Below are 24800 nucleotides of genomic sequence, written 5' to 3' on the forward strand. Positions count from 1 at the left end.
AGCCCGGCCGATAGGCTCGCATCGACATCCCGTCCCACCTCTTCCAGGAGCTCTCGTGCCCGACATCAAGGTCGTCCGCGTCCACGCCGATCAGCGTGCGGAGACCACGGTCACGACCGGCACCAAGGCGTGGGAGCTGTTCCGCGACGACGCCGACGTCATCGCCGCGCGCGTCGACGGCACGCTCAAGGACCTCGCCTACGAGCTCGTCGACGGCGACCAGGTCGAGGGCGTGGCGATCGACAGCCCCGACGGTCGCGACATCCTGCGCCACTCGACCGCCCACGTGCTGGCGCAGGCGGTGCAGCAGATCTGGCCCGAGGCCCGGCTCGGGATCGGCCCGCCGATCACCAACGGCTTCTACTACGACTTCGACGTCGAGACCCCGTTCGTGCCCGAGGACCTCGCCGAGATCGAGACCGCGATGCGCAAGATCATCAAGGAGGGCCAGCGGTTCGAGCGCCGGGTGACCACCGACGCCGAGGCGCTCGACGAGCTCAAGGACGAGCCCTACAAGATCGAGCTGATCGGGCTCAAGGGCGGCGCGGGCGCCGAGGACCCGGAGTCGATCGGCGAGGGCGCCAGCGTCGAGGTCGGCGGCGGCGAGCTCACCATCTACGACAACGTCCGGCGCAACGGCGACGTCGCGTGGTCCGACCTGTGCCGCGGCCCGCACCTGCCGACGACCAAGCGGATCCCGGCGTTCAAGCTGATGCGCTCAGCGGCGGCCTACTGGCGCGGCGACGAGAAGAACAAGCAGCTCCAGCGCATCTACGGCACCGCCTGGGAGACCAAGGAGGCGCTCGAGGAGCACCTGCACCGCCTCGAGGAGGCCGAGCGCCGCGACCACCGCAAGCTCGGTCGCGAGCTCGACCTCTACTCGTTCCCCGACGAGATCGGGTCGGGCATGGCGGTGTTCCACCCCAAGGGTGGCGTCATCAAGCGGGAGATGGAGGACTACGTCCGCCGCCGGCACCTCGAGGAGGGCTTCGACTACGTCGGCACCCCGCACATCAGCAAGGACGGGCTGTTCCACACCTCCGGGCACCTGCCCTACTACGCGGACACCATGTTCCCGCCGATGGAGATGGAGCACGCCGAATACCGCCTCAAGGCGATGAACTGCCCCATGCACAACCTCATCTACCGCTCCCGGCAGCGCTCCTACCGCGAGCTGCCGCTGCGGTTCTTCGAGTTCGGGTCGGTCTACCGCTACGAGAAGTCCGGCGTGGTGCACGGCCTGACCCGCGTGCGGGCGATGACCCAGGACGACTCGCACTCCTACGTCACCCCGGAGCAGGCTCCCGCCGAGGTCGAGCACCTGCTGACCTTCGTCACCGGCCTGCTGCGCGACTTCGGGCTCGACGACTACTACTTCGAGCTGTCGACGCGCGACGACTCCAAGCCCGACAAGTTCATCGGCTCCGACGACCAGTGGGAGACCGCGACGTCGGTGCTCGAGACCGCCGCGCGCAAGTTCGGCGTCGACCTCGTGCCCGACCCGGGTGGTGCCGCCTTCTACGGCCCCAAGATCTCGGTGCAGGCCAAGGACGCGATCGGGCGCACCTGGCAGATGTCCACGATCCAGTACGACTTCAACCAGCCGGCCGTCGACCGCTTCAACCTCGAGTACGTCGCCGCCGACGGCACCCGGCAGCAGCCGGTGATGATCCACTCGGCGAAGTTCGGCTCGATCGAGCGGTTCATCGGCGTCCTCGTCGAGCACTACGCCGGCGCGTTCCCGCCCTGGCTGGCTCCCGTCCAGGTGCAGGGCATCCCGATCGCCGAGCGGCACAACGACTACCTGTTCGACATCGCGCGGCAGATGAAGGCGCAGGGGCTGCGGGTCGAGGTCGACGACTCCGACGACCGGATGCAGAAGAAGATCCGCAACGCCCAGCTGGCCAAGGTGCCGTTCATGATGATCGCCGGCGACAACGACGTCGAGGCGGGCGCCGTGTCGTTCCGCTACCGCGACGGCCGCCAGGACAACGGCGTGCCGTTGGCCGAGGCGATCGAGCGGGTGGCGGCCGCGGTGGCCTCGCGCGAGCAGGTCTGAGCCCGGGGTGGGGGACGCGGGGGAGCGGCGCCCGGTCGTCGACCTGACCGACGAGCAGGCGCGCCGCGCGCTGCCGCTCAAGTGGGGCGTGCCCGACGACGTGCTCCCGGCGTGGGTCGCCGAGATGGACTACGCCGTCGACCCTGTGGTGCTCGGCGCGGTGCAGCAGGCGCTCGCCGACGGCATCACCGGCTACCCGCTCTACGGCTTCGACCACGCCCTCGCCGAGGCGTACGCCGGCTGGTCGGCGCGGCACGTCGGCTGGGCGCCGGAGCCCGAGGCGGTGATCCCGGTGGTCGACGTGACGGCGGGCGTGCGGCTCGCGCTCGACGTGCTCAGCGGGCCCGGCGGCGTCGTCTTCCCGACGCCGGGCTACAACGCGCAGTTCGGGCTGGCGAGCGTCACGGGCCGCGAGGAGGTGCGCCTCGACGTGCCCGCGTCCGCCGAGCGGGCCGAGATCGACCTCGATCGGCTCGACCGCCTCTTCGCCGAGGGGGCCCGGACGCTGCTGCTGACCCAGCCCCACAACCCGTGGGGCCGCGTCTTCACCCGCGCCGAGCTCGAGGGCATCCGCGACGTGGTCGTGCGCCACGGGGCGCGGGTGGTGAGCGACGAGATCCACGCGCCGCTCGTCCTGCCCGGCGCCGAGCACGTCTCCTACCTGTCGGTCGAGGGCACCCACGACCACGCAGTGGCCGTGGTGGCCGCGTCGAAGGCGTTCAACACCGCCGGGCTGCGGTGCGCGCAGCTCGTCGTGCCGTCCGCGGCCGACCGTTCCCTGCTCGCGGACCAGCCGATGGCGCGCAACGACTCGCACTCGCCGCTCGGGGCGATCGCCGCCCGGGCGGCCTACGGCCTGGGCGACCCGTGGCTCGCCTCGCTCGTCGATCGCCTCGACCAGCAGCGCGCCCTGCTCGGCGAGCTGCTCGCCACCCACCTGCCCGAGGTGCGGATGCGCCCCGTCGAGGCGACCTACCTCGCCTGGCTCGACGCGTCCGCCTACGGCCACACGGACGCCGCCGCCGTCGCCCTCGAGCGTGGCCGTGTGCAGGTCAGCGCAGGGGAGTCCTACGCCCCCGGCACCACCGGCCACGTGCGGCTCAACTTCGCCACCTCGCCCGACCGGCTCACCGAGATCGTGGCGCGGCTGGCGAAGGCCTGGACGTAGCTCGCGTAGGTCACGGCTCGTCGCCCCGCCCCACGCCACGGTCTACGAGGGGTGCTCAAGCGGTCACGTCCCCGCTCAACCACCCGGATCCGGGTGTCCCAGCGGGGACGGGACTGTCCTAGTGGCGCTGCTCGGGTGGAGGACGGGCGGCGGCCGGTCCCGCTCGACCACGTCCGCGCCTGGTGTGCCGACTCCAGCACCACGGTCACCATCAAGGCGGTCGTCGACCTCAACACCACCGGATCGACGACCCCGTCCCACACCCGGCCACCGGCCCGGTGGCGGGGCCACCGGTACGTCCGGTCCCCTAGGGTCCGACCATGCCTCCCTTCCGGACCGGCCAGGTCATCGAGCGACGCGAAGTGCTGCACGGCCGAGCGTGGCTCACCTCGCCGGTGACCGTGGTGCACGACGACGGGGACCGGCTGGCCGTCCGGCTCGACCCGGGCTCGGCGTTCACCTTCCCGGCTCACCCGTTCGGGGTGCACCCGTGGGCGATGCACTCGGAGTGGCGTGGTGCGATCGTGCTCCAGCTCTACCGAGCCGGTGACCTCTACAGCGTGTGGAAGTTCTTCGATCCCGACGGCTCGTTCCGTCACTGGTACATCAACTTCGAGGCACCGCTGAAACGCGGCCCCGGGCACATCGACACCGACGACTACGGGCTGGACCTCGTCGTGGACGCCTCGGGCCAGCGGCGCTGGAAGGACGTGGCGGACCTGCACCACCAGCGGGTCGAGGGGCGCATCTCTCCGCAGACGGTCCTCGATGTCCTCGCCGAGGCGGCGCACGTCGAAGCGTCGCTCGACCGCGACGAGCACTGGTGGTCCGCCTGGACCGACTGGTCGCCCACCGCCCCCAGCAGCGGCACGGACGGCCCGTCGTGACCGGACGCCGCGGGACGAGCCCGAGCGACCTGCTGGAGACCTTCTGGGGCATGAGCGGCGCCGCGGTCACGTCGTTGGGGGGTGGGATGAACTCGGAGACCTGGCTCGTCGAGCACGAGGGCTCGACGTACGTCGCCAAGGCGGTGTCACGAGCAGCCGCAGCGGATCTGGCCACCGGGGGAGAGGTCGCGACGACGCTCGCCCGGTCGGGCTTCGTCACCGGGCATCCGGTCCCCACCCGTGACGGCCGGATGATCCTGACCGACCCGCCGCTCGCGCTGCTCCGGCACGTGCCCGGCCGGGAGCTGGACGGAGAGGCCGACGAGGAGCAGGAGTGGATCGCGAGCACGCTCGCCGGTGTCCACGCGGCCTCGGACCCGGCGCCGGGGCCCAGCCCCGCCGCCTTCGCGACGGACTGGCTCGACCCACGGATGCCCGGCGTGACCGCTCATCCGTGGCTCGTGGCAGCCATCGAGGCGGTGCGGGCCGAGACCGACGCCCTGACCGTGACCTGGGCGACTCTGCACACCGACCCCGCACCCGAGGCGTTCCTCCACGACGACCGCTCGGGCGTCACGGGCCTGGTCGACTGGGCGGGGGCGCGGCGGGGGCCTGTCCTCTACGACGTCGCGTCCGCCGTCATGTACCTCGGAGGCCGGGAGCACGCCTCGCGCTTCCTGCGCACCTACCTGGCGAGCGGCCCACTCCGCGCCGAGGAGATGCGCCACCTCGACGCGTTCAGCCGCTTCCGAGAGGCCGTGCAGGGCGTCTACTTCGCCGGCCGGCTGGCGTCCGACGACCGCACCGGGGGAGTCGACCGCGCCGACAACGAAAAGGGCCTCACCGACGCCCGGCGACGCCTCGCCGCGCTCGGCGTCGCTACCTAGCCATCACCGTGCCCGACAGGTCGGTCCAGGTCAGAGCCGCCAGCGGAACGGCCTGCGGTCCTTGGCCGTCAGCGAGTCCACCACGGGTGTGCCGGCGCTGAAGTCCATCGACCCTGCCGTCCACTGCAGCACCTTGGCGCCCTTCTTGACCTGCCTGAGCTCGACGACGGTGCGATAGGTCGTGGCATCGACCTGGGTGACCGGCAGCGTGCTGCAGTCGTAGGGCTCGATGACCTCCCCGCTCCTGGCATAGCTGCACACGTCACTGCCCAGGACCCCGTCCGTCGTGGCGATCCGCACGATGCGCCAGATCCGCTTGTTCTTGATGAACTCCACTGCCACGCCGCCCGGCTTCATCAGGGTGGCGGCGGAGGACACCGGCGAGTGCAGCTTGAAGGTGACGCGGATGCTCTTCTTGCGGTGCTGGGTCTTGAGCTGCACGGCCGCCAGGTCGAGGCCGCGGTTCGCGTCGCCGAGGACGACGTCGTTCCGGGGATCCTGCTTGGTGGTGCTCGAGGCGGACGCCGGCGCGGTGGTGCCCAGGGCGATCGCGAGCACGCAGGCGATCGGCGCGGTCAGCAGCCTGGTGGTCCGGGACGTGGTCATGGTGGTGTTCCCCCGGTTCGGTCAGCGGTGAGTGCGAGGCACTATCCCACTGTTGGAGTCCGCACCGCTGGGCGTTCGGCGCACGGGCTTCTCGTACCTCCGGCACGGCGAGACGAACGTCTGGTCGCCGGCCGCCACCTCGTAGGGCAGGTCGCCGCGGTCCGCCCACCCGCAGCGCTCGTAGAACCGGCGCGCCCGCACGTTGCCGACCACCACCGCCAGCCAGGCGGTCTCGTGCCCGGTGGCGGCCACCTGGCGCTCGGCCTCGGCGAGGAGGTCCTCCGCGACCCCGGCGCCGCGCGCCGACCGGGCGACGAAGAGCTGCTCCACCTCGTCGTCCACGACCATCACGAACCCCTGCAGCGACCCGTCGTCGGCGACCGCGACCGTCGTGTCCGCCACCCTGGGCGGCGTGCGCTCGTGGAAGGCCGCGAGGGTGCGCGCGGCAGTCAGCCCGCCGGGCACGTGCCCCGCGTGTCCGTCGTGCCACCCTTCGTGCCACAGGTCCGCGACGGCACCCATGTCGGCGTCGCGTGCCGGTCGGATCGACGTCATGGGCCCACCCTAGGATCGCTGCCATGACTGGTGGGACGAGTGGCGGCGGGCTCGAGCGGATCTGGACGCCCCACCGGATGGCGTACGTCCGCACGGCGGTCGACGACGACGGCTGCCCGTTCTGCGCGATCCCGTCGCACCCCGACGACGAGTCGCTGGTCGTCGCGCGCGGCGCGTCGACGTACGTCGTGCTCAACCTGCACCCCTACAACCCCGGCCACCTGATGGTGCTGCCCTACCGCCACGTCGCCGACCTCACGGACCTCACGACCGAGGAGGCGACCGAGCTGATGACGATGACGCAGCAGGCGCTGCGCACCCTGCGCGCGGTGAGCCGGCCCGACTCGTTCAACGTCGGACTCAACCTCGGCCGGTCCGCGGGCGGCTCGCTGTCGGAGCACCTGCACCAGCACGTGGTGCCGCGGTGGACCGGCGACGCCAACTTCATCACCGTCGTCGGGGGCACCAAGATGCTCCCCCAGCTGCTCGAGGACACCCGCGCACTGCTCGCCGACGCCTGGCCCGGAGCCTGAGCGCGGCCCCGCATCGCTCGGTAGTGTCGCTCGGGTGACCACCCGCCTGCGCGCCGACGCCGCTCTCGCTGCCGACCTGGTCCGCGAGGCGGCGCTGCTCGCCGCGCGCATCCGCTCAGAGGGCCTCGACGTCGAGCGCAAGACCAGCGGGTCCGACATCGTCACCCAGGCCGACACCGCGGCCGAGCGGCTGATCGTGCAGCAGCTCGCCGCCGAGCGCCCCGACGACGCGATCGTGGGGGAGGAGGGCGCCTCGCGAGCGGGCACCTCGGGCCGGACCTGGGTGATCGACCCGGTCGACGGCACCTACAACTTCTCCCGGGGCAGCGACTGGTGGTGCTCCGCGATCGCGCTGCACGACGAGGACGACGTGCTGCTCGGCGCGGTCCACCACGCCGCCACGCTCCGCACCTGGGTCGGCGGTCCGGCCCTGCCCAGCACCTGCGACGGCACGGCCCTCGCCCCGCTCCCGGACACGCCGCCCGAGGCGCGGTGTGCCGCGAGCTACCTCCACCCGCCCTACTTCGGCACCGAGGTGGGGGAGGCGTTCACCCGGGCGCTCGGGCAGGTCGGCACCCTGCGGATGTTCGGCTCCGGGACGATGGACATGGTCGCGATCGCGTCCGGCCAGTGGGACGTGCTCTTCCAGCACTCGGTCCCGGCCTGGGACCGGCTGCCCGGCGCGGCGATCATCCGCGGTGCGGGCGGGGACGCGGTCGTCCTACGCGCCGGGGGGGTCGACTGGACGGTGACGGGTGCACCCGCCGCGGTTGCGGACGTCCGCGCCGCGCTGCTCAGTCCAGCGTGATGGCCACTAGGGTCACCCCATGACACAGCGCCCGACCCGCCCTGATGACGCGCGTCCTGTCGCGCGCACCTTCCAGGGCGTTGATTCGCCCTACTGGTCGGAGTCGCGCGCCCACGTCGCCGACCTGGTGCCCGACTCCGCCCGCCGGGTCCTCGACGTCGGGTGCAACGACGGCACCTTCGGTGCCGGGCTGAAAGCGCGCGTCCCTGGTCGGGAGGTCTGGGGCATCGAACCGCACGACCTCGACGCAGCGGCGGCAGCCCAGAAGCTGACCGGCGTGGCGTGCGGCTTCTACCCGGACGCGCTCAAGGAGGTGCCCGGTGCCTTCGACTGTGTCAGCTTCAACCACGTGCTCGAGCACATGGCCGACCCGTGGCACGCCCTTCGGGTCACCCGCGAGCGGCTCCACCCGGGCGGCGTGATCGTGGGAGAGCTTCCCAACATCCGCCACCTGCCGTTCCTCTTCGACCTCGCCGTACGCGGGAGGTTCGACTATGTCGACTCCGGGCTGCTCGACCGCACGCACCTGCGCTTCTTCACCCGGTCGAGCGCTCACGACCTCTTTGCCACGGCCGGCTACGAGGTCGAGGAGTTCTTCCCCGTCGTCGCCATGGGCAACGCTCGTTTTCCTCGCGCGTCGCGGGTCGTGGCAAAGGCGGTCGGCGACCTCTCGTACCTGGCTTTCGCGTTCCGCGCGCGGCCCGTATGAGGCGGTACCGGTAGCCTGCGGCCACCATGCTCGAACACATCCGCGGCCTCGTCACCGCGATCATCTCGCCGATCGCCCGCCTGCTGCTGCGCCTGGGGGTGAGCCCCGACGCGGTCACGCTGGTCGGCACCGTCGCGACCTGCACCGCCGCGCTGTGGTTCGCGCCGCGCGGCGAGCTGGTCGTCGCCGCGCTCGTCGTGACGGTCTTCGCGCTCTTCGACCTGCTCGACGGCACGATGGCCAGGATGAGCGAGCGGGCGAGCGCGTTCGGGGCGTTCCTCGACTCGACGCTCGACCGCATCGCCGACGCCGTGGTCTTCGGCGCGGTGATCCTCTACTTCGCCGGACCCGGCGACTCGATGTTCGGGGCCGCCATGGCCCTCTTCTGCCTCGTCACGGGCGTCTCGACCTCCTACGCCCGGGCCAGGGCCGAGTCGCTCGGCTTCACCGCCCGCGTGGGCATCATGGAGCGCGCCGACCGGCTCGTGGTCCTGGGCATCGCCGCCATCGCCGCCGAGCTGAGCGACCAGCCGCTGGTGCTCGCGTGGGGCCTCGCGCTGCTCGGGGCGCTGAGCTCGGTGACGGTCGCCCAGCGCATCTGGGTGGTGCGCCGCCAGGCCCTCGACCGGGCGGCCTCCCAGGCCTGAGCGCGGTGTGATCCAGGTCTCACGCCGATGCCCCCGTCCGGGCGGTGCGGCACTACGATCGAGGCATGGCTGAGCACACCTCGTCCCAGACCCCCATCGAGCACGGCACCAGCCGCGTCAAGCGCGGCATGGCCGAGATGCTCAAGGGCGGCGTGATCATGGACGTCGTGACCGCCGAGCAGGCCCGGATCGCCGAGGACGCCGGCGCCGTCGCGGTGATGGCGCTGGAGCGGGTGCCCGCCGACATCCGCGCCCAGGGCGGGGTGTCGCGGATGAGCGACCCCGACATGATCGACTCCATCATCGAGACCGTCTCGATCCCCGTGATGGCCAAGGCCCGCATCGGCCACTTCGCCGAGGCCCAGGTGCTGCAGTCGCTCGGCGTCGACTACGTCGACGAGTCCGAGGTGCTCACCCCGGCCGACTACGCCAACCACATCGACAAGTGGGCCTTCACCGTCCCGTTCGTGTGCGGCGCGACCAACCTGGGCGAGGCGCTGCGCCGCATCACCGAGGGCGCGGCGATGATCCGCTCCAAGGGCGAGGCGGGCACGGGCGACGTGTCCAACGCGGTCATGCACATGCGCACGATCGGCGGGGAGCTCCGCCGGCTGCACGGCATGTCCGAGGACGAGCTCTACGTCGCGGCCAAGGAGCTGCAGGCGCCCTACGACCTGGTCAAGGAGGTCGCGGCGGCGGGCAAGCTGCCGGTCGTGCTCTTCACCGCCGGCGGCATCGCCACCCCGGCGGACGCGGCGATGATGATGCAGCTCGGCGCCGAGGGCGTGTTCGTGGGCTCGGGCATCTTCAAGTCCGGCAACCCGGCCCAGCGCGCCGAGGCGATCGTCAAGGCCACCACGTTCCACGACGACCCCGACGTCGTCGCCAAGGTCTCGCGCGGGCTCGGCGAGGCGATGGTCGGCATCAACGTCGACGAGATCCCGCAGCCGCATCGCCTGGCCGAGCGTGGCTGGTGACGCGGGACCGCGGCGGGCTCAGCCTCGCCGCGGCTCGCCGGCGTAGGTGCCGAACGACCACTGGTTGCCCTCCGCGTCGGTGACCCGGAACTCACGGCTGCCGTAGTCCTGCTCGACGATCTCGCCGGGCTCGAGGCCCGCCTCGGCGGCGCGCCGGTGCACGGCGTCGACGTCCGGCGCGACGACGTACGCCGCGCTGGTGCCGGGCTGCTGCGTGAACGGGCCGTCCGGCTTGTGGCAGCCGAGCATCACGCCGCCTCCCTCGGGCCAGTCGAGCTGGGCGTGCTGGACGACGCCCGCCTCGTCGCGGTAGGCCGCGGTCTCCTCGAACCCGAGGGCGACGAGGGCGCGGATGACGGCATCGGGGTCGTGGGCCTGCAGGGCGGGCCACACGGTCGGTGGGTGCTGTTCGCTCATGACGGCGATGCTGCCGCGACCCCGGGTGGTGCGCCTTGGACATTTGGGAACTCCGCGGCGAGCCACGCCGACGGCCCGAGGCCCGCGAACTCCCTGAAGTCGCGGACCAGGTGCGACTGGTCGTAGTAGCCGGTGCGGGCAGCGACCTGGGCGAGCGAGGAGCCCGACGCCCCGGCCGCGACCACCGCGCGCCGGGCGGCGTCGAAGCGGGCCAGCCGCTGCACGGTCTTCGGGCCGTGGCCCGTCTCGGCCGTGATCAGCTGGTGGAGCCGCCGGCGGCTGTAGCCGACGGCGTCGGCCACGTCGGCCACCGCGAGGTGGCGCCGCCGGGTGAGCAGCCGCCACGCCTCGCGGACCTCCGCGGACGCGTCGCGCGGCTCCGCGCCGCGCTGCGTGCGGCGGATGCGGCGCGACAGGAAGCCGGCGACCGCGGCATACCGCCCGTTCCAGTCGGGCGCCGCGTGCATCTCCTCGACCACCCGGTCGACCTCGGCGCCGAACAGGTCGCGCGCGTCCCAGCTGCCCACGGGCAGCTCGGCCGCGGGGACGCCCAGCAGCCGCCGCACACCCACGGGATCGAGGGTGAGCTGGACCCCGGCCCACCGGCCGGGCTGCTCGACCATCGCCGGACGGGTGTGCAGCCCGCCGAGGCTGACCCACTGCGCGTCGCGCACCCCGGCGCCCCAGTCCTTCGCCGTGGGTGCGGTGCGCAGCGGCTCGTCGAGGCTCAGCACCATCGTGAGCGCGGCCGATGGGAGTCCGCGGTGCACGCCCGGCGCCAGCCCGCTGGCCGCGTAGCCGTACATCGACGTGACGTGTGGGAGCAGGGGCGCGGGGACTCGCGCCTCCGGAACCTGCTCCCACCCGCCGCCCATGGGGCGAGTGTGCCCCAACCGGCGGGCGGCGTCACCGCGACCTAGGATCGGCGCTCGTGGACCCGACCATCGGCGTGCTGGCCCTGCAGGGCGACGTGCGCGAGCACCTCGAGGTGCTGCGGGCCGCGGGCGCGGACCCGGTCGCCGTACGCCGTCGGGTCGAGCTCGCCGCCTGCGACGGCCTCGTGATCCCGGGCGGGGAGTCCACGACGATGGTCAAGCTCGCGAGGATCTTCGAGCTGCTCGAGCCGCTGCGCGACGCCGTCCGCGGAGGGCTGCCCACCTTCGGGACCTGCGCCGGGATGATCCTGCTCGCCGACCGCATCGAGGACGGGGCAGCGGGCCAGGAGAGCGTCGGCGGGCTGCACATCACCGTGCGCCGCAACGCCTTCGGTCGCCAGGTCGACTCCTTCGAGGAGGACCTCCACCTCGACGGGCTGGCGGACCCGGTGCGGGCGATCTTCATCCGCGCGCCGTGGGTCGAGGCGGTCGACGAGGACGTCGAGGTGCTGGGGCGGGTGGAGGACGGCCCGGCCGCGGGTAGGATCGTCGCGGTCCGTCAAGGCCCCCTGATGGCGACCTCGTTCCACCCAGAGGTCGGCGGCGACGGCCGGGTGCACGGCATGTTCGTGGACCTGGTGCGCTCGGCCTGACGACCGCCCAGGCTCGAGCGACGGATAGAGGGACTCATGTCAGGCCACTCCAAGTGGGCAACGACCAAGCACAAGAAGGCCGCGATCGACGCCAAGCGCGGCAAGCTCTTCGCCAAGCTGATCAAGAACATCGAGGTCGCGGCGAAGCAGGGCGGCGGCGACCCCGCCGGCAACCCGACCCTCTACGACGCCATCCAGAAGGCGAAGAAGAGCTCGGTCCCCAACAAGAACATCGACTCCGCGGTCAAGCGCGGCTCGGGCGCCGAGTCGGGCGGGGTCGACTACCAGGGCATCTCCTACGAGGTCTACGGCCCGCAGGGCGTCGCGTTCCTCGTCGAGTGCCTCACCGACAACAAGAACCGCGCCGCGATGGAGGTCCGCACCGCGGTCACCCGCAACGGCGGCACCATGGCCGACCCCGGGTCGGTCTCGCGGCTGTTCACCCGCAAGGGCGTCGTGACGGTGCCCAAGTCGCAGGACGACCGCGAGGTGAGCGAGGACGACGTCCTCGAGGCGACCCTCGACGCGGGCGCGGAGGAGGTCAACGACCTCGACGAGGCGTTCCAGGTGCAGAGCGAGGCGACCGACGTCGTCGCGGTCCGCACGGCGCTGCAGGACGCCGGCATCGACTACGACTCCGCCGACGTGGAGTTCGTGCCCAGCCTCGAGATCCCCGTCGACGCCGACGGGGCGACCAAGGTGCTGCGGCTCGTCGACGCGCTCGAGGACCTCGACGACGTGCAGGACGTCTTCACCAACGTCGACATCCCCGCCGAGGTGATGGCCGAGCTCGAGACCGCCGACGCCTGAGCCCCGCGCCGTGCCGCGTGTCGTACGACGACCCGCGGCCGCCGCGGGTTAGCGTGGTCGCACGAACACATGTTCGGACGACGTGGCCGGACCGACGGCGGAAGGGGAGCTTCGTGCGCGTGCTCGGCATCGACCCCGGCCTCACCCGCTGCGGCGTCGGGGTGGTCGACGGCAGCGTCGGCCGGCCGCTGACGCTGGTCGACGTCGGGGTGGTCCGCACCAGCTCCTCCCTGCCGATCGCCGAGCGGCTGGTCACCATCGAGAAGGGCCTCGACGCCTGGATCGAGGAGCACCGGCCCGACGCCGTCGCCGTGGAGCGGGTCTTCGCCCGCTCCGACTCCAGCACCATCATGGGCACCGCCCAGGCCAGCGGCATCGCGCTCGTCGTCGCCGCCCGGCGCGGCCTGCCCATCGCGATGCACACCCCGAGCGAGGTCAAGGCGGCCGTCTCCGGCAACGGCCGAGCCGACAAGGCCCAGGTGGGCGCGATGGTGGTGCGGATCCTCCGGCTGGCCGAGCTGCCCAAGCCGGCCGATGCCGCCGACGCGCTCGCGCTGGCCATCACCCACGTCTGGCGGGGCTCGGCCAGCACCCGGCTCGAGGCCGCCGCCGCCCAGGCCCGAGCGCAGCAACGAGCCCCGCGGCGCCCCAGCCCGACCAGCACCCCACCGAGCACCACCCACGTGAGGACCCGATGATCGCCTTCGTCCGCGGCGAGGTCGCCGCCGTCACCTTGTCCAGCGCCGTCCTCGAGGTCGGTGGCGTGGGGCTCGAGCTGATGTGCACCCCCGGCACGCTGGCGACGCTGCGGGTCGGGCGCCCCGCGACGCTGCCCACGAGCATGGTCGTCCGCGAGGACAGCCTGACGATCTTCGGCTTCCTCGACGACGACGAGAAGCAGGTCTTCGAGATCGTCCAGACCGCCTCGGGGGTCGGGCCCAAGGTCGCCCAGGCCATCGTGGCCGTGATGAGCCCCGACGAGGTGCGCCGGGCCGTGACCACCGAGGACGTCAAGGCGCTCACCCGGGTCCCCGGCATCGGGCAGAAGGGCGCCCAGCGCATCATCCTCGAGCTCAAGGACCGCATCGGTCCTCCCGTCGGGGCCCACCACCCGGCCGCGGCGTCCCCGCCCACGGAGGCCTGGCGCGACCAGGTCCAGCAGGGCCTCGTCGGCCTCGGCTGGTCGGCCAAGGAGTCGGAGAAGGCGGTCGACGCCGTGGCTCCCGAGGCCGGCGACCAGCCCGACGTCGGCGCGCTGCTGCGCGCCGCGCTCCGCACGCTGAGCAAGGCCTGAGCCGATGAACTGGGACGACACCGACGAGGACCTCCACGGCGACCTCAACGACGAGCTCCGGCTCACCGACGCCGAGCTGGGCCACCTCCAGCGGCTCACCGACGCCGACGCCGACGGCGACGAGCGCGCGGTGGAGGCGGCGTTGCGGCCCCGCACGCTCGACGAGGTCGTCGGGCAGGCGCGGGTGCGCGACCAGCTCGGGCTGGTCCTCGAGGCCGCCCGCCGCCGCGGCCGGGCGCCCGACCACGTGCTGCTGTCCGGCCCGCCGGGGCTCGGCAAGACCACGCTCGCGATGATCATCGCCGCCGAGATGAGCACGCCGCTGCGGCTCACCAGCGGGCCGGCGATCACCCACGCCGGCGACCTCGCGGCGATCCTCTCGGGGCTCAACGAGGGCGACGTGCTCTTCGTCGACGAGATCCACCGGATGTCGCGCCCGGCCGAGGAGATGCTCTACATGGCGATGGAGGACTTCCGGGTCGACGTCGTCATCGGCAAGGGGCCGGGTGCGACCGCGATCCCGCTCGAGATCCCGCCGTTCACCCTCGTCGGCGCCACCACCCGCGCCGGCCTGCTGCCGGGGCCCCTGCGCGACCGGTTCGGCTTCACCGCCCACCTCGAGTTCTACGAGCCCCACGAGCTCGACCGGATCGTGCACCGCTCCGCGGGGCTGCTCGGCGTGCACGTCACACCCGAGGGCTCCAGCGAGATCGCGTCACGCTCGCGCGGCACCCCCCGCATCGCCAACCGCCTGCTGCGCCGGGTCCGCGACTACGCCCAGGTGCGGGCCGACGGGGTGCTGAGCCTGCCCGTCGCCCACGCGGCCCTCGACCTCTTCGAGGTCGACGAGTCCGGCCTCGACCGGCTCGACCGGGCCGTGCTCGACGTGCTCTGCCGCCGGTTCGGCGGGGGACCGGTGGGGGTCTCCACCCTCGCGGTCGCGGTCGGCGAGGAGCGCGAGACCGTCGAGGAGGTGGCCGAGCCCTTCCTCGTCCGGCTGGGCATGCTCGCCCGCACCCCCCGAGGGCGGGTCGCGACGCCCGCCGCGTGGCAGCACCTCGGCCTCACCCCGCCCGCCGTCCCGACCGTCGTCTCCGGCCTCGACTCCGGCCTCTTCGACGACGTGTGAGCTCGCCGGGCGACCCGCGTAGACTCCCACGCGCTCACGCACCCGACCCCCCGAGGAGACCCCCACCGTGAACGATGTCGCTGCCCTTCTGCCCCTGGTCGCCATCGTGGCCCTCTTCTGGTTCATGGTGATCCGCCCGCAGCAGCGCCGCCAGAAGGAGGTCCTGCGCCTGCAGCAGAGCATCGAGGTCGGCCAGCGCGTGATGACGTCCTCCGGCATCTTCGGCACCGTGGTCTCGCTCACCGACGACCGCGCCCGGCTCGAGATCGCCCCGGGCACCCAGATCGAGGTCGTGCGCGCGGCGATCGCCAAGGTCGACGAGCCGCTGCAGCAGCCCGACGCCGACCCCCGCGACGATGCCTGATCGTCGTACGGCGAAGGAGGCGCTCGAGCGCCTCGTCGTCGACGTCGCGGACTGGCCCGAGGAAGGGGTGACCTTCAAGGACATCACCCCCGTCCTGGCCGACCACGAGGCGTTCTCCGCGGTCATCGCCGCGCTGGCGGCCGCCGGTCGTGACGAGCGCGGCCGCGTGGTCGTCGACAAGGTCGTCGGCATGGAGGCCCGCGGCTTCATCCTCGCGGCCCCGGTGGCGCTGGCGCTCGGCGTCGGCTTCGTCCCGGTGCGCAAGGCGGGCAAGCTGCCGCGCGAGGCCCACGCCGTCTCCTACTCGCTCGAGTACGGCGAGGCCACCCTCGAGCTGCACAAGGACGCCATCGCGCCGGGGGAGCGCGTGCTCCTCGTCGACGACGTGCTCGCCACCGGCGGCACCGCGCGCGCGACGCGCGAGCTCGTCGAGACCGCCGGCGGCGTGGTGACCGGTGTGTCGGTGCTGATGGAGCTCTCCTTCCTCGACCCGCGCGCGGTCACCGGCGACCTTCCGATCGCCACGCTGCTCACGATCTGACCGTGCCCGTCCCGTCCCCGCGCATCGCTCGCCGACACCCTCACTAGACTGGGCCAATGGCAGAGGAGCAGGCACCGGCGCACGACGCGAAGGCGTCCCCGAGCGCGCGCGGCATGCGCGCCCGCCTGGCCCGCGTCGGCACCCGGCCGCCGTCCTCCAACCCGGTGCTCGAGCCGTTGTTCCGGGCCGTGCGGGCCAACCATCCCAAGGCAGACCTGGCGCTCCTCGAGCGCGCCTACGCGGTGGCCGACAAGTGGCACACCGGCCAGATGCGCAAGAGCGGCGACCCCTACATCACCCACCCGCTCGCGGTGACCACCATCCTCGCCGACATCGGCATGACCGAGCCGACGCTGGTCGCGGCGCTGCTCCACGACACGGTCGAGGACACGCCCTACACCCTCGACGCGCTGCGCGCCGACTTCGGCGACGAGGTGGCGCTGCTCGTCGACGGTGTCACCAAGCTCGACAAGGTGCAGTACGGCGACTCGGCGCAGGCCGAGACCATCCGGAAGATGATCGTGGCGATGTCGCGCGACATCCGCGTGCTGGTCATCAAGCTGGCCGACCGGCTGCACAACATGCGCACCCTGCGCTACGTCCCGGCGGCCTCGCAGGAGCGCTCGAGCCGCGAGACCCTCGACATCTACGCCCCGCTGGCCCACCGGCTCGGCATGAACACCCTCAAGTGGGAGCTGGAGGACCTGGCGTTCGCCACGCTCCACCCGAAGATCTACGACGAGATCGTCCGGATGGTGGCCGAGCGGGCCCCCTCGCGCGACCAGTTCCTCGCCGAGGTGGTCGCGGAGATCGAGCAGGACCTCAAGGCCGCGCGGATCAACGCCAAGGTGACCGGCCGGCCCAAGCACTACTACTCGATCTACCAGAAGATGATCGTCGGCGGCCGCGACTTCTCCGACATCTACGACCTCGTCGGCATCCGGATCCTCGTCGACGAGGACCGCGACTGCTACAGCGCGCTCGGCGTCATCCACTCGCGCTGGAACCCGGTGCTGGGGCGGTTCAAGGACTACGTCGCGATGCCGAAGTTCAACATGTACCAGTCGCTCCACACGACGGTCATCGGCCCGCAGGGCAAGCCGGTCGAGGTGCAGATCCGCACGTTCGCGCAGCACCGCCGCGCCGAGTACGGCGTCGCCGCGCACTGGAAGTACAAGGAGAACTCCAAGGCGGGCGTCGACACCGACCGCCTCGGCGACAAGGACGACCTCACCTGGCTGCGCCAGCTCCTCGACTGGCAGAGCGAGGTGGAGGATCCGGGCGAGTTCCTGGAGTCGCTGCGCTTCGAGATGAACCAGCAGCAGGTCTACGTCTTCACCCCCCGCGGCGACGTGATCGCGCTGCCGATGGGCGCCACGCCGGTCGACTTCGCCTACGCCGTGCACACCGAGGTCGGCCACCACACGATCGGCTCGCGGGTCAACGGTCGCCTCGTGCCGCTGGAGTCGACCCTCGACAACGGCGACGTGGTCGAGGTGTTCACGTCCAAGTCGCCCACGTCCGGGCCCTCGCGCGACTGGCTCAACTTCGTGCAGTCGCCGCGCGCCCGCTCCAAGATCCGCCAGTGGTTCACCAAGGAGCGGCGCGACGAGGCGATCGAGCGCGGCAAGGACCAGATCGCCAAGCTCATGCGCAAGGAGGGCCTGCCCCTCAACCGGCTGATGACCCACGACGTGCTGGCGCTCGTGGCCGAGCACTTCCACCACGCCGACGTGTCGGCCCTCTACGCCGCGGTGGGGGAGGGCAACCTCAGCGCCCAGGCCGTCGTACGCCGCGTCATCGACCTGCACGGTGGCGACGAGGGTGCCCAGGAGGACCTCGCCGAGGGCGTCACCATCACCGGCCGATCCCGCACCGCCACCAAGCGCGGACCCGCCGACTCCGGGGTCATCGTCAAGGGCGTCGACGACCTGTGGGTCAAGCTGGCCAAGTGCTGCACCCCGGTGCCACCCGACCCGATCCTCGGCTTCGTCACCAAAGGCGGGGGAGTCTCGGTGCACCGCAAGGACTGCACCAACGCCGCCAGCCTGCTCGGCCAGCCCGAGCGGGTGCTCGAGGTGGAGTGGGCGCCGACGTCGCAGTCGACGTTCCTGGTCAACATCCAGGTCGAGGCGCTCGACCGGGCCCGGCTGCTGTCGGACATCACCATGGCGCTCTCCGACGCGCACGTGAACATCCTCAGCGCCACGCTGTCCACCACGCGCGACCGGGTCGCCAAGAGCCGGTTCTCCTTCGAGATGGCCGACGCCGCCCACCTCGACGGCGTGCTGCGGGCCGTGCGCGCCGTGCCGGGCGTGTTCGACGCCTACCGCGTCACGGCCTGACCCGGCGCCCCTCGGGGACGCCGGGCGAAGCCGCGGCGGGCCGGGCTCAGCTGAAGTCGGCCGCCGCCCGGCGGGCCATCTCGAGGAACGCCTGCTTGCTCTCGAGCTCGCCCTGGAGGTCCTTGACCTTGCGATCGTCGCCGGCGGCGGCAGCCTTGTCGAGGCGCGCCTGCGCCTCGGCGATCCCGGCCTCGAGCTTGCCGATCATGTCGTCGGCGCGGGCGGACTTCTCCGGGTCGCTGCGGCTCCACTGCTCGTCCTCGACGGCCCGGATCGCCTGCTCGACCTTGCGCATGCGCCCCTCGAGCTCCTTCATCCGGTCGCGGGGGACCTTGCCGGCGGCGTCCCACCGGTCGGCGAGCTCACGGAACGTCTTCTTGGTCGCCTCGAGGTCGGTGACGGGCACCAGGGCCTCGGCCTCGACGAGGATGGCCTCCTTGACCTCGGCGTTGGCCGCGAACTCCTGGTCGAGAGCGGCGTTGGCGGCGTCGCGGGCGCCGAAGAAGGTGTCCTGGGCCCCGCGGAAGCGCTGCCAGAGCTTGTCGTCGACGTCGCGCGGCGCCGGTCCGGCGGCCTTCCACTCGCGCATCAGGTCGCGGTACTTGCCGGCGGTCGGGCCCCACTCCGTCGACGACGCGAGGGCCTCGGCCTCCTTGACGAGCCGCTCCTTCACGACGCGGGCGGAGTCGCGGCGCTCGTGCTCCTCGGCGAAGTGCGCCTTGCGGTGGCGGGTGTAGGTGGTGCGGGCGGTGGAGAAGCGCCGCCACAGCGCGTCGTCGGTGGCGCGATCGAGCCGCGGGAGCTCCTTCCACGTCGCCAGCAGGTCGCGCAACCGGTTGGCGCCGTTGCGCCAGTCGGTGCCCTCGGCGAGCCGCTCGGCCTCGGCGACGAGCTCCTCCTTGGCGGCCTTCGACTCGGCGGCCTTCTGCGCGCGCTCCTCCTTGCGGGCCGAGCGCTGAACGGCGATGACCGGCGCCAGCGCGTCGAGCCGGGCCGCGAGCGCGACCAGGTCCCCGACCGCGTGGGCGTCGACCACCTGCTCGCGCAGGGCCTTCACCGACGAGCTCGCCTCCTCGGGGGCCAGCCGGCCCGTGGCGACCCGCTGCTCGAGCAGGTGCACCTTGCCCTCGAGCTCGTCGAAGCGCTTGGTGAAGAACTCCAGCGCCTCCTCGGCCGTGCCGGCCTCGTAGGACCCCACGGGGCGCTCGCCATCGGCGGTGCGGACATAGACGGTGCCGTCCTCGGCCACCCGACCCCAGGGCATGTCAACCGGGGCCGAGTCGTCTCGGGACTGCTTGTCGGAGCTCATGGTCGCCCATCGTAGTCATGGCCCCGAGGGCCCTCGGTAGGCTTCCACCGACAAGCAGACGACTGGCAAGACGACTAGCAAGGACTGACGCCCGTGTTCATCGCCGGCTTCCCCGCCGGACCCTGGGGGACCAACTGCTACGTCGTGGCAGCCGGTCCCGGGTCGGAGTGCGTGGTCATCGATCCGGGCAAGGACTCCGCGGCAGGGGTCGACCAGGTCGTCCGCGAGCACCGGCTCAAGCCGGTCAGCGTGCTCGTCACGCACGGCCACGTCGACCACATGTGGTGCGTCGCTCCCGTGGCCGGCAGCTACGACGCGACGGCGTGGATCCACCCGGCCGACCGCCACCTGCTCTCCGACCCGATGGCCGGGATGAGCCCCGAGACCACCCAGATGCTCCTCGGCGGCGACTACTCGTGGGCCGAGCCCGACGACGTGCGCGAGCTCACCGACCTGGCCGAGCTCGAGCTCGCGGGACTGCGGTTCGTCGTCGACCACACGCCGGGGCACACCGAGGGGTCGGTCACGTTCCGCACCCCCTACGCGCAGCAGGACGTCTCGGAGCTGATGTTCTCCGGCGACCTGCTCTTCGCCGGCTCGATCGGGCGCACCGACCTGCCCGGCGGCGACCACGCGACGATGCTGCGCAGCCTCACCGACAAGGTGCTCCCGCTGGCCGACGACATCGTGGTGCTGCCCGGGCACGGCGAGCAGACGTCGATCGGGCGCGAGCGCGCCACCAACCCCTTCCTCCGAGACCTGGTCCAGGACGTGCGATGAGCAAGATCGCCCCGCTGAGCGGGTTCCCCGAGCTGCTGCCTGCGCAGCGCGCCGTCGAGCGCGAGGTGGTCGCCTCGGTGTCGCGCACCTTCGAGCTGCACGGCTTCGCCAACATCGAGACGCGGGTCGTCGAGCCGATCGACCGGCTGGCCAAGGGCGGCGAGGTGGACAAGGAGATCTACGTCCTCCAACGCCTCGCCGCCGAGCCCGGCGCCAAGGCCGACCTCGGCCTCCACTTCGACCTGACCGTGCCTTTCGCGCGCTACGTGCTCGAGCACGCCGGCCACCTCGAGTTCCCCTTCCGGCGCTACCAGGTGCAGCCGGCCTGGCGGGGCGAGCGACCCCAGGAGGGCCGCTACCGCCAGTTCACCCAGGCCGACGTCGACATCGTCGGCCGCGACGAGCTGCCGTTCCACCACGACGTCGAGGTGATGGCGGTGATGGTCGACGCCCTCGGCCGGCTGCCCATCCCGCGGGTGTCGTTCCAGTTCAACAACCGCAAGCTGATCCAGGGCTTCTACCGCGGTCTCGGCATCGACGACGTGACGGACGCCATCCGGGTGATCGACAAGCTCGACAAGCTCCCCGCCGACGAGGTGGCCACCCTCCTCGTCGAGCGCGTCGGGGCCACCCCCGAGCAGGCGCGGCGCTGCCTCGAGCTGGCCACGATCCGCGTCGAGGACACCTCGTTCGTCGAGCGGGTCCGGTCCCTCGGCGTCACCGACGACCTGCTCGACCAGGGCCTCGAGGAGCTCGCGGCGGTCGTCGAGGGCTGCCGCGCGGTTGCCGGCGACCGGGTCGGGGTGGAGGCCAACCTGCGCATCGCCCGCGGCCTCGACTACTACACCGGCACCGTCGTGGAGATCTTCATGGCGGGCTACGAGCGGCTCAAGTCCGTCGGCGGGGGAGGGCGCTACGACGCGCTCGCCAGCGACGGCCGCACGACCTACCCCGGCGTCGGCGTCTCGTTCGGCGTCTCGCGCACCCTCGTCCCGCTCATCGCCGACGGCGTGCTGTCCGGGAGCCGACCGGTGCCCAGCGCGGTGCTCGTCGCCCTCAACACCGAGGACGAGCGTGGCGCCAGCACGGCGGTCGCGGCCGCTCTCCGGGCGCGCGACATCGCCTGTGAGGTCGCCCCGGCTCCGGCCCGGTTCGGCAAGCAGATCCGCTTCGCCGAGCGCCGCGGCATCCCCTACGTGTGGTTCGTCCAGGCCGACGGGACCCACCAGGTCAAGGACATCCGCAGCGGTGAGCAGGTCGAGGCCGATCCCGCGGCCTGGAGCCCGCCCGAGGCCGACCTGCGGCCCGCCGTCGTCAGCACCATCGTTCCCAGCAACACCCCCGGCAGCACCACCAGTGAGTCATCAGAGGAGATCCAGTGATCCGCACCCATGACGCCGGCGCCCTGCGCGCCGACAACGTCGGCCAGACCGTCACCCTCGCCGGATGGGTGGCGCGGCGGCGCGATCACGGCGGCGTCGCGTTCCTCGACCTGCGCGAGCGCAGCGGAGTCGTGCAGGTGGTCGTGCGCGACGAGGAGGTCGCCCACAGCCTCCGCAGCGAGTACTGCATCAAGGTGGTCGGCGAGGTCGTGGCCCGCAAGGAGGGCAACCAGAACCCCAACCTCGCGACCGGCGAGATCGAGGTCGTCGCGACCGAGGTCGAGGTGCTCTCCGCCTCCGACCCGCTGCCGTTCCCCGTCGACGACGCGTCCGGTCACAAGGGCGGCGAGGTCGGCGAGGAGGCCCGCCTCAAGCACCGCTACCTCGACCTGCGCCGCTCTGGCCCCAACGCCGCGCTGCGGCTGCGCAGCAAGATCAACAAGGCGGCGCGCGACGTGCTCGACGCGCGCGACTTCGTGGAGGTGGAGACGCCCACGCTGACGCGGTCCACCCCCGAGGGCGCTCGCGACTTCCTGGTGCCCGCGCGCCTGGCGCCCGGCAGTTGGTACGCCCTGCCGCAGAGCCCGCAGCTGTTCAAGCAGCTGCTCATGGTCGGCGGCATGGAGCGCTACTACCAGATCGCGCGCTGCTACCGCGACGAGGACTTCCGCGCCGACCGCCAGCCCGAGTTCACCCAGCTCGACATCGAGATGAGCTTCGTGGACCAGGAGGACGTCATCACGCTGATGGAGGACGTCCTGGAGGCGATGTGGGCGCAGGCCGGCCACACCATCGAGCGGCCGCTGCCCCGGATGACGTACGCCGAGGCGATGGCCCGCTACGGCTCCGACAAGCCCGACCTCCGGATGGGCCTCGAGCTCGTCGACTGCACCGACTACTTCTCCGACACCCAGTTCCGGGTGTTCCAGGCGCCCTACGTCGGCGCGGTCGTGATGCCGGGCGGCGGCAGCCAGCCGCGTCGGCAGTTCGACGCGTGGCAGGAGTGGGCCAAGCAGCGCGGCGCCAAGGGCCTGGCCTACGTCACGATCGGGGAGGACGGCACCCTCGGCGGCCCGGTGGCCAAGAACCTCACCGACGCCGAGCGCGACGGCCTCGCGGCCCACGTCGGCGCCGAGCCGGGCGACTGCGTCTTCTTCGCCGCCGGCCCGGCCAAGAGCAGCCGCGCGCTGCTCGGTGCCGCCCGCCTCGAGATCGGGCGCCGCGCCGGCATGCTCGACGACTCCACGTTCGCGTTCACGTGGGTCGTCGACGCCCCGCTGTTCGAGCCCAGCTCGGAGGCGGTGGCCAGCGGCGACGTGGCCGTGGGCGCGGGCGCGTGGACGGCCGTGCACCACGCGTTCACGAGCCCCAAGCCGGAGTTCATGGACACCTTCGACACCGACCCCGGCAATGCCCTGGCCTACGCCTACGACGTCGTCTGCAACGGCAACGAGCTCGGCGGCGGGTCGATCCGTATCCACCGCGGCGACGTGCAGAGGCGCGTCTTCGCCGTGATGGGCCTCACCGACGACGAGGCGCAGGAGAAGTTCGGGTTCCTGCTCGACGCGTTCAAGTACGGCGCACCCCCGCACGGCGGCATCGCCGTCGGGATGGACCGGATCGTGGCGCTGCTCGCGGGCACCGACTCCATCCGCGACGTGATCGCCTTCCCCAAGTCAGGCGGCGGCTTCGACCCCCTCACCGCCGCGCCCGCTCCGATCACCCCGGAGCAGCGCAAGGAAGCCGGTGTGGACGCCGTCCCCGCGAAGGACGTCCCGCCCGCCGGTTGATCCTTCGAAGGGTTTGCCGTGTCCTGGCGGCGACCCCGGTGCACCGCGTCGTAACGGGATCGTTACCCGTCGGTGACCGTGCCCACCACGGACGTCACATAGAGTCGCGCTCGGCGCAGCCCTCGGGAGACCCCGGGCTGCGCCGGCCAGTCCCGAACCAGATGGGGAGAGCATGTCGGCAGAGATCGCAGGGCCCGAGACGCTGGGCATCCTGAACTCCGATCCGGAGCACCAGGACCCCAACAGCCCCAAGGCCAAGGAGATCTCCGGGAAGTCGCCCCTGCGCATCGCGCTCGGTCGGTTGGCTCGCGACAAGATCGCCGTCGTGTGCGCGGTGGTGGTGCTGTTCTTCATCATCTGCGCCGTGTTCGCCGGCACGATCACCAACATCTTCGGCGTCGACCTCGTCACGCCGCTGGCCAGCGAGCGCGTCGACGGCCTCAACAACGGCATGCCCAAGCCGGAGATGGGCCCGCCCAACGGTCCGTTCACCTGGGACCACCCGATGGGCGTGGCCCCCCGCACCGGCGAGGACAACCTCGCCTACTGGCTGCACGGGTGCCGGATCTCGCTGATGATCGCGACGGTCGCGACGCTGATCGCCAGCACGCTCGGCGTGATCGTCGGGCTCGTGGCCGGCTTCCTCGGCGGCACGGTCGACAAGGTCCTGTCGTTCTTCATCGACATGTTCCTGACGGTCCCGTTCCTGCTCGCCGCGCTGACCCTCGCCCCGATCCTCAACGACCGGTTCAACACCTCCGAGGACTACGCGACGATCCAGAAGTTCAGCCTGGTGTGCGTGCTGGCCATGTTCGGCTGGATGGGCACGGCTCGCCTGATCCGCGGTGAGGTCCTCGCGCTCCGTGAGCGCGAGTTCGTGCAGGCCGCCCGGGTGGTGGGCATGCCGACCTCGCGGGTGCTGTTCAAGGAGCTGCTGCCCAACCTGGCGGCGCCCATCATCATCAGCGTGTCGCTGATGCTGCCGTCCTTCGTGGCGCTCGAAGCCGGACTGGCGTTCCTCGGCATCGGCGTCACCGACGGTGTCTCGTGGGGCCAGACGATCCTCAAGGCGGCCACGCCGACCTACTTCCGGGAGTACCCGCAGTACCTGTGGCAGCCGCTGCTCGGCATCGTCGCGCTGGTGCTCTCCCTCAATCTCTTGGGCGACGCGGTCCGCGACGCCCTCGACCCCAAGACCCGTCGTTGAGCCACGGCTCGACCCCAGGTTGTGCACGTCGCCGATGACGCCGTCCTCGGTGAGAACAAGAAAGAAAG

The 24800-nt window shown here is 72.1% G+C and carries 26 protein-coding genes; 21 read left to right on the plus strand and 5 right to left on the minus strand.

Features of this window, described 5'->3' with window-relative positions; translation table 11 throughout:
- Positions 1-55: 55 nt before the first annotated feature.
- The 4 genes from thrS (at position 56) to AC3X7Z_RS17450 (ending at position 5001) form a co-directional block, all read left to right on the plus strand.
- The gene (thrS, locus tag AC3X7Z_RS17435; protein WP_489976731.1) at positions 56-2059 is read left to right on the plus strand and encodes a threonine--tRNA ligase; all 2004 of its coding nucleotides are present in this window, start codon (positions 56-58) and stop codon (positions 2057-2059) included.
- Positions 2060-2066: 7 nt separating this feature from the next.
- Positions 2067-3227: a MalY/PatB family protein gene (locus tag AC3X7Z_RS17440; protein WP_489976732.1), complete on the plus strand. Its 1161-nt coding sequence runs from the start codon at positions 2067-2069 to the stop codon at positions 3225-3227.
- Positions 3228-3547: 320 nt separating this feature from the next.
- Positions 3548-4114, plus strand: a complete 567-nt coding sequence (locus tag AC3X7Z_RS17445; RefSeq protein WP_489976733.1) for a ribonuclease FAU-1 family protein — start codon at positions 3548-3550, stop codon at positions 4112-4114.
- Positions 4051-5001, plus strand: coding sequence for a phosphotransferase enzyme family protein (locus tag AC3X7Z_RS17450; RefSeq protein WP_489976734.1), 951 nt, complete (start codon positions 4051-4053; stop codon positions 4999-5001). The genes AC3X7Z_RS17445 and AC3X7Z_RS17450 overlap by 64 nt, the downstream gene beginning before the upstream one ends.
- Before the next feature lie 30 nt (positions 5002-5031).
- On the opposite strand, the gene AC3X7Z_RS17455 is transcribed toward AC3X7Z_RS17450, so the two are convergent.
- Positions 5032-5607 carry a hypothetical protein gene (locus AC3X7Z_RS17455; RefSeq protein WP_186341129.1) on the minus strand — a complete coding sequence of 192 codons (576 nt, stop codon included), beginning with the start codon at positions 5605-5607 and terminating at the stop codon, positions 5032-5034.
- Between the two features lie 21 nt (positions 5608-5628).
- The gene (locus AC3X7Z_RS17460) at positions 5629-6162 is read right to left on the minus strand and encodes a GNAT family N-acetyltransferase (protein WP_186341130.1); all 534 of its coding nucleotides are present in this window, start codon (positions 6160-6162) and stop codon (positions 5629-5631) included.
- 23 nt (positions 6163-6185) lie between these two features.
- Here AC3X7Z_RS17460 and AC3X7Z_RS17465 point away from each other — a divergent pair, with 23 nt between their 5' ends.
- From AC3X7Z_RS17465 to pdxS, 5 genes are all read left to right on the plus strand, one after another.
- Entirely contained in the window at positions 6186-6695 is a 510-nt protein-coding gene (locus AC3X7Z_RS17465) for an HIT family protein (RefSeq protein ID WP_489976735.1), read from the plus strand.
- 34 nt (positions 6696-6729) lie between these two features.
- Positions 6730-7503: an inositol monophosphatase family protein gene (locus AC3X7Z_RS17470; RefSeq protein ID WP_186341132.1), complete on the plus strand. Its 774-nt coding sequence runs from the start codon at positions 6730-6732 to the stop codon at positions 7501-7503.
- A 19-nt stretch (positions 7504-7522) separates the two neighbouring features.
- Positions 7523-8212 carry a class I SAM-dependent methyltransferase gene (locus AC3X7Z_RS17475; protein ID WP_489976736.1) on the plus strand — a complete coding sequence of 230 codons (690 nt, stop codon included), beginning with the start codon at positions 7523-7525 and terminating at the stop codon, positions 8210-8212.
- 26 nt (positions 8213-8238) lie between these two features.
- A complete protein-coding gene (gene pgsA, locus AC3X7Z_RS17480) occupies positions 8239-8859 on the plus strand; it encodes a phosphatidylinositol phosphate synthase (RefSeq protein ID WP_186341134.1) in 621 nt (206 codons plus the stop codon).
- 65 nt (positions 8860-8924) lie between these two features.
- Positions 8925-9836: a pyridoxal 5'-phosphate synthase lyase subunit PdxS gene (gene pdxS, locus AC3X7Z_RS17485; RefSeq protein WP_489976737.1), complete on the plus strand. Its 912-nt coding sequence runs from the start codon at positions 8925-8927 to the stop codon at positions 9834-9836.
- An 18-nt stretch (positions 9837-9854) separates the two neighbouring features.
- On the opposite strand, the gene AC3X7Z_RS17490 is transcribed toward pdxS, so the two are convergent.
- Both AC3X7Z_RS17490 and AC3X7Z_RS17495 read right to left on the minus strand, forming a co-directional pair.
- The gene (locus tag AC3X7Z_RS17490; protein ID WP_489976738.1) at positions 9855-10253 is read right to left on the minus strand and encodes a VOC family protein; all 399 of its coding nucleotides are present in this window, start codon (positions 10251-10253) and stop codon (positions 9855-9857) included.
- Positions 10250-11128 carry a helix-turn-helix domain-containing protein gene (locus AC3X7Z_RS17495; protein ID WP_489976739.1) on the minus strand — a complete coding sequence of 293 codons (879 nt, stop codon included), beginning with the start codon at positions 11126-11128 and terminating at the stop codon, positions 10250-10252. The genes AC3X7Z_RS17490 and AC3X7Z_RS17495 overlap by 4 nt, the downstream gene beginning before the upstream one ends.
- A gap of 56 nt (positions 11129-11184) precedes the next feature.
- On the opposite strand from AC3X7Z_RS17495, the gene pdxT reads away from it, so the two are divergent.
- The 8 genes from pdxT to AC3X7Z_RS17535 all read left to right on the plus strand — a co-directional run bounded on the left by pdxT (position 11185) and on the right by AC3X7Z_RS17535 (position 18264).
- Complete coding sequence (pdxT, locus tag AC3X7Z_RS17500; RefSeq protein WP_489976740.1) at positions 11185-11781, plus strand: pyridoxal 5'-phosphate synthase glutaminase subunit PdxT; 597 nt, start codon at positions 11185-11187, stop codon at positions 11779-11781.
- 36 nt (positions 11782-11817) lie between these two features.
- A complete protein-coding gene (locus AC3X7Z_RS17505) occupies positions 11818-12591 on the plus strand; it encodes a YebC/PmpR family DNA-binding transcriptional regulator (protein WP_186341139.1) in 774 nt (257 codons plus the stop codon).
- 113 nt (positions 12592-12704) lie between these two features.
- On the plus strand, positions 12705-13289 hold the full coding sequence (ruvC, locus tag AC3X7Z_RS17510) for a crossover junction endodeoxyribonuclease RuvC (protein WP_186341140.1): 585 nt from the start codon (positions 12705-12707) through the stop codon (positions 13287-13289).
- A complete protein-coding gene (gene ruvA / locus AC3X7Z_RS17515) occupies positions 13286-13885 on the plus strand; it encodes a Holliday junction branch migration protein RuvA (RefSeq protein ID WP_186341141.1) in 600 nt (199 codons plus the stop codon). Before ruvC ends, ruvA begins: the two co-directional genes overlap by 4 nt.
- 4 nt (positions 13886-13889) lie before the next feature.
- The gene (gene ruvB / locus AC3X7Z_RS17520; protein WP_489976741.1) at positions 13890-15014 is read left to right on the plus strand and encodes a Holliday junction branch migration DNA helicase RuvB; all 1125 of its coding nucleotides are present in this window, start codon (positions 13890-13892) and stop codon (positions 15012-15014) included.
- 67 nt (positions 15015-15081) lie between these two features.
- Positions 15082-15378, plus strand: a complete 297-nt coding sequence (yajC, locus tag AC3X7Z_RS17525; protein WP_241005115.1) for a preprotein translocase subunit YajC — start codon at positions 15082-15084, stop codon at positions 15376-15378.
- Positions 15371-15919, plus strand: coding sequence for an adenine phosphoribosyltransferase (locus AC3X7Z_RS17530; RefSeq protein ID WP_186341142.1), 549 nt, complete (start codon positions 15371-15373; stop codon positions 15917-15919). Before yajC ends, AC3X7Z_RS17530 begins: the two co-directional genes overlap by 8 nt.
- A gap of 56 nt (positions 15920-15975) precedes the next feature.
- The gene (locus tag AC3X7Z_RS17535) at positions 15976-18264 is read left to right on the plus strand and encodes a RelA/SpoT family protein (RefSeq protein WP_241005114.1); all 2289 of its coding nucleotides are present in this window, start codon (positions 15976-15978) and stop codon (positions 18262-18264) included.
- A 46-nt stretch (positions 18265-18310) separates the two neighbouring features.
- Here AC3X7Z_RS17535 and AC3X7Z_RS17540 read toward each other — a convergent pair whose 3' ends face one another.
- A complete protein-coding gene (locus AC3X7Z_RS17540) occupies positions 18311-19573 on the minus strand; it encodes a DUF349 domain-containing protein (protein ID WP_206054376.1) in 1263 nt (420 codons plus the stop codon).
- A gap of 93 nt (positions 19574-19666) precedes the next feature.
- Here AC3X7Z_RS17540 and AC3X7Z_RS17545 point away from each other — a divergent pair, with 93 nt between their 5' ends.
- From AC3X7Z_RS17545 to AC3X7Z_RS17560, 4 genes are all read left to right on the plus strand, one after another.
- The gene (locus AC3X7Z_RS17545) at positions 19667-20353 is read left to right on the plus strand and encodes an MBL fold metallo-hydrolase (RefSeq protein WP_186341143.1); all 687 of its coding nucleotides are present in this window, start codon (positions 19667-19669) and stop codon (positions 20351-20353) included.
- Complete coding sequence (hisS, locus tag AC3X7Z_RS17550; protein WP_489976742.1) at positions 20350-21735, plus strand: histidine--tRNA ligase; 1386 nt, start codon at positions 20350-20352, stop codon at positions 21733-21735. Before AC3X7Z_RS17545 ends, hisS begins: the two co-directional genes overlap by 4 nt.
- Positions 21732-23525 carry an aspartate--tRNA ligase gene (gene aspS / locus AC3X7Z_RS17555; RefSeq protein WP_186341145.1) on the plus strand — a complete coding sequence of 598 codons (1794 nt, stop codon included), beginning with the start codon at positions 21732-21734 and terminating at the stop codon, positions 23523-23525. Before hisS ends, aspS begins: the two co-directional genes overlap by 4 nt.
- Positions 23526-23697: 172 nt before the next feature.
- On the plus strand, positions 23698-24732 hold the full coding sequence (locus tag AC3X7Z_RS17560) for an ABC transporter permease (protein ID WP_489976743.1): 1035 nt from the start codon (positions 23698-23700) through the stop codon (positions 24730-24732).
- The last annotated feature ends 68 nt before the right edge of the window (positions 24733-24800 follow it).

The organism is Nocardioides sp. Z24_21, from assembly GCF_058134345.1.

Excerpts from the sequence above, each read along its gene's own strand:
- AC3X7Z_RS17455 (WP_186341129.1), bottom strand. The coding sequence starts at position 5,607 with ATGACCACGTCCCGGACCACCAGGCTGCTGACCGCGCCGATCGCCTGC.
- AC3X7Z_RS17475 (WP_489976736.1), top strand. The coding sequence starts at position 7,523 with ATGACACAGCGCCCGACCCGCCCTGATGACGCGCGTCCTGTCGCGCGC.
- AC3X7Z_RS17560 (WP_489976743.1), top strand. The coding sequence starts at position 23,698 with ATGTCGGCAGAGATCGCAGGGCCCGAGACGCTGGGCATCCTGAACTCC.
- AC3X7Z_RS17505 (WP_186341139.1), top strand. The coding sequence starts at position 11,818 with ATGTCAGGCCACTCCAAGTGGGCAACGACCAAGCACAAGAAGGCCGCG.
- AC3X7Z_RS17530 (WP_186341142.1), top strand. The coding sequence starts at position 15,371 with ATGCCTGATCGTCGTACGGCGAAGGAGGCGCTCGAGCGCCTCGTCGTC.
- pdxS (WP_489976737.1), top strand. The coding sequence starts at position 8,925 with ATGGCTGAGCACACCTCGTCCCAGACCCCCATCGAGCACGGCACCAGC.
- AC3X7Z_RS17490 (WP_489976738.1), bottom strand. The coding sequence starts at position 10,253 with ATGAGCGAACAGCACCCACCGACCGTGTGGCCCGCCCTGCAGGCCCAC.
- AC3X7Z_RS17535 (WP_241005114.1), top strand. The coding sequence starts at position 15,976 with ATGGCAGAGGAGCAGGCACCGGCGCACGACGCGAAGGCGTCCCCGAGC.
- hisS (WP_489976742.1), top strand. The coding sequence starts at position 20,350 with ATGAGCAAGATCGCCCCGCTGAGCGGGTTCCCCGAGCTGCTGCCTGCG.
- AC3X7Z_RS17540 (WP_206054376.1), bottom strand. The coding sequence starts at position 19,573 with ATGAGCTCCGACAAGCAGTCCCGAGACGACTCGGCCCCGGTTGACATG.
- AC3X7Z_RS17495 (WP_489976739.1), bottom strand. The coding sequence starts at position 11,128 with ATGGGCGGCGGGTGGGAGCAGGTTCCGGAGGCGCGAGTCCCCGCGCCC.
- ruvB (WP_489976741.1), top strand. The coding sequence starts at position 13,890 with ATGAACTGGGACGACACCGACGAGGACCTCCACGGCGACCTCAACGAC.
- ruvA (WP_186341141.1), top strand. The coding sequence starts at position 13,286 with ATGATCGCCTTCGTCCGCGGCGAGGTCGCCGCCGTCACCTTGTCCAGC.
- AC3X7Z_RS17445 (WP_489976733.1), top strand. The coding sequence starts at position 3,548 with ATGCCTCCCTTCCGGACCGGCCAGGTCATCGAGCGACGCGAAGTGCTG.
- pgsA (WP_186341134.1), top strand. The coding sequence starts at position 8,239 with ATGCTCGAACACATCCGCGGCCTCGTCACCGCGATCATCTCGCCGATC.
- AC3X7Z_RS17460 (WP_186341130.1), bottom strand. The coding sequence starts at position 6,162 with ATGACGTCGATCCGACCGGCACGCGACGCCGACATGGGTGCCGTCGCG.
- AC3X7Z_RS17465 (WP_489976735.1), top strand. The coding sequence starts at position 6,186 with ATGACTGGTGGGACGAGTGGCGGCGGGCTCGAGCGGATCTGGACGCCC.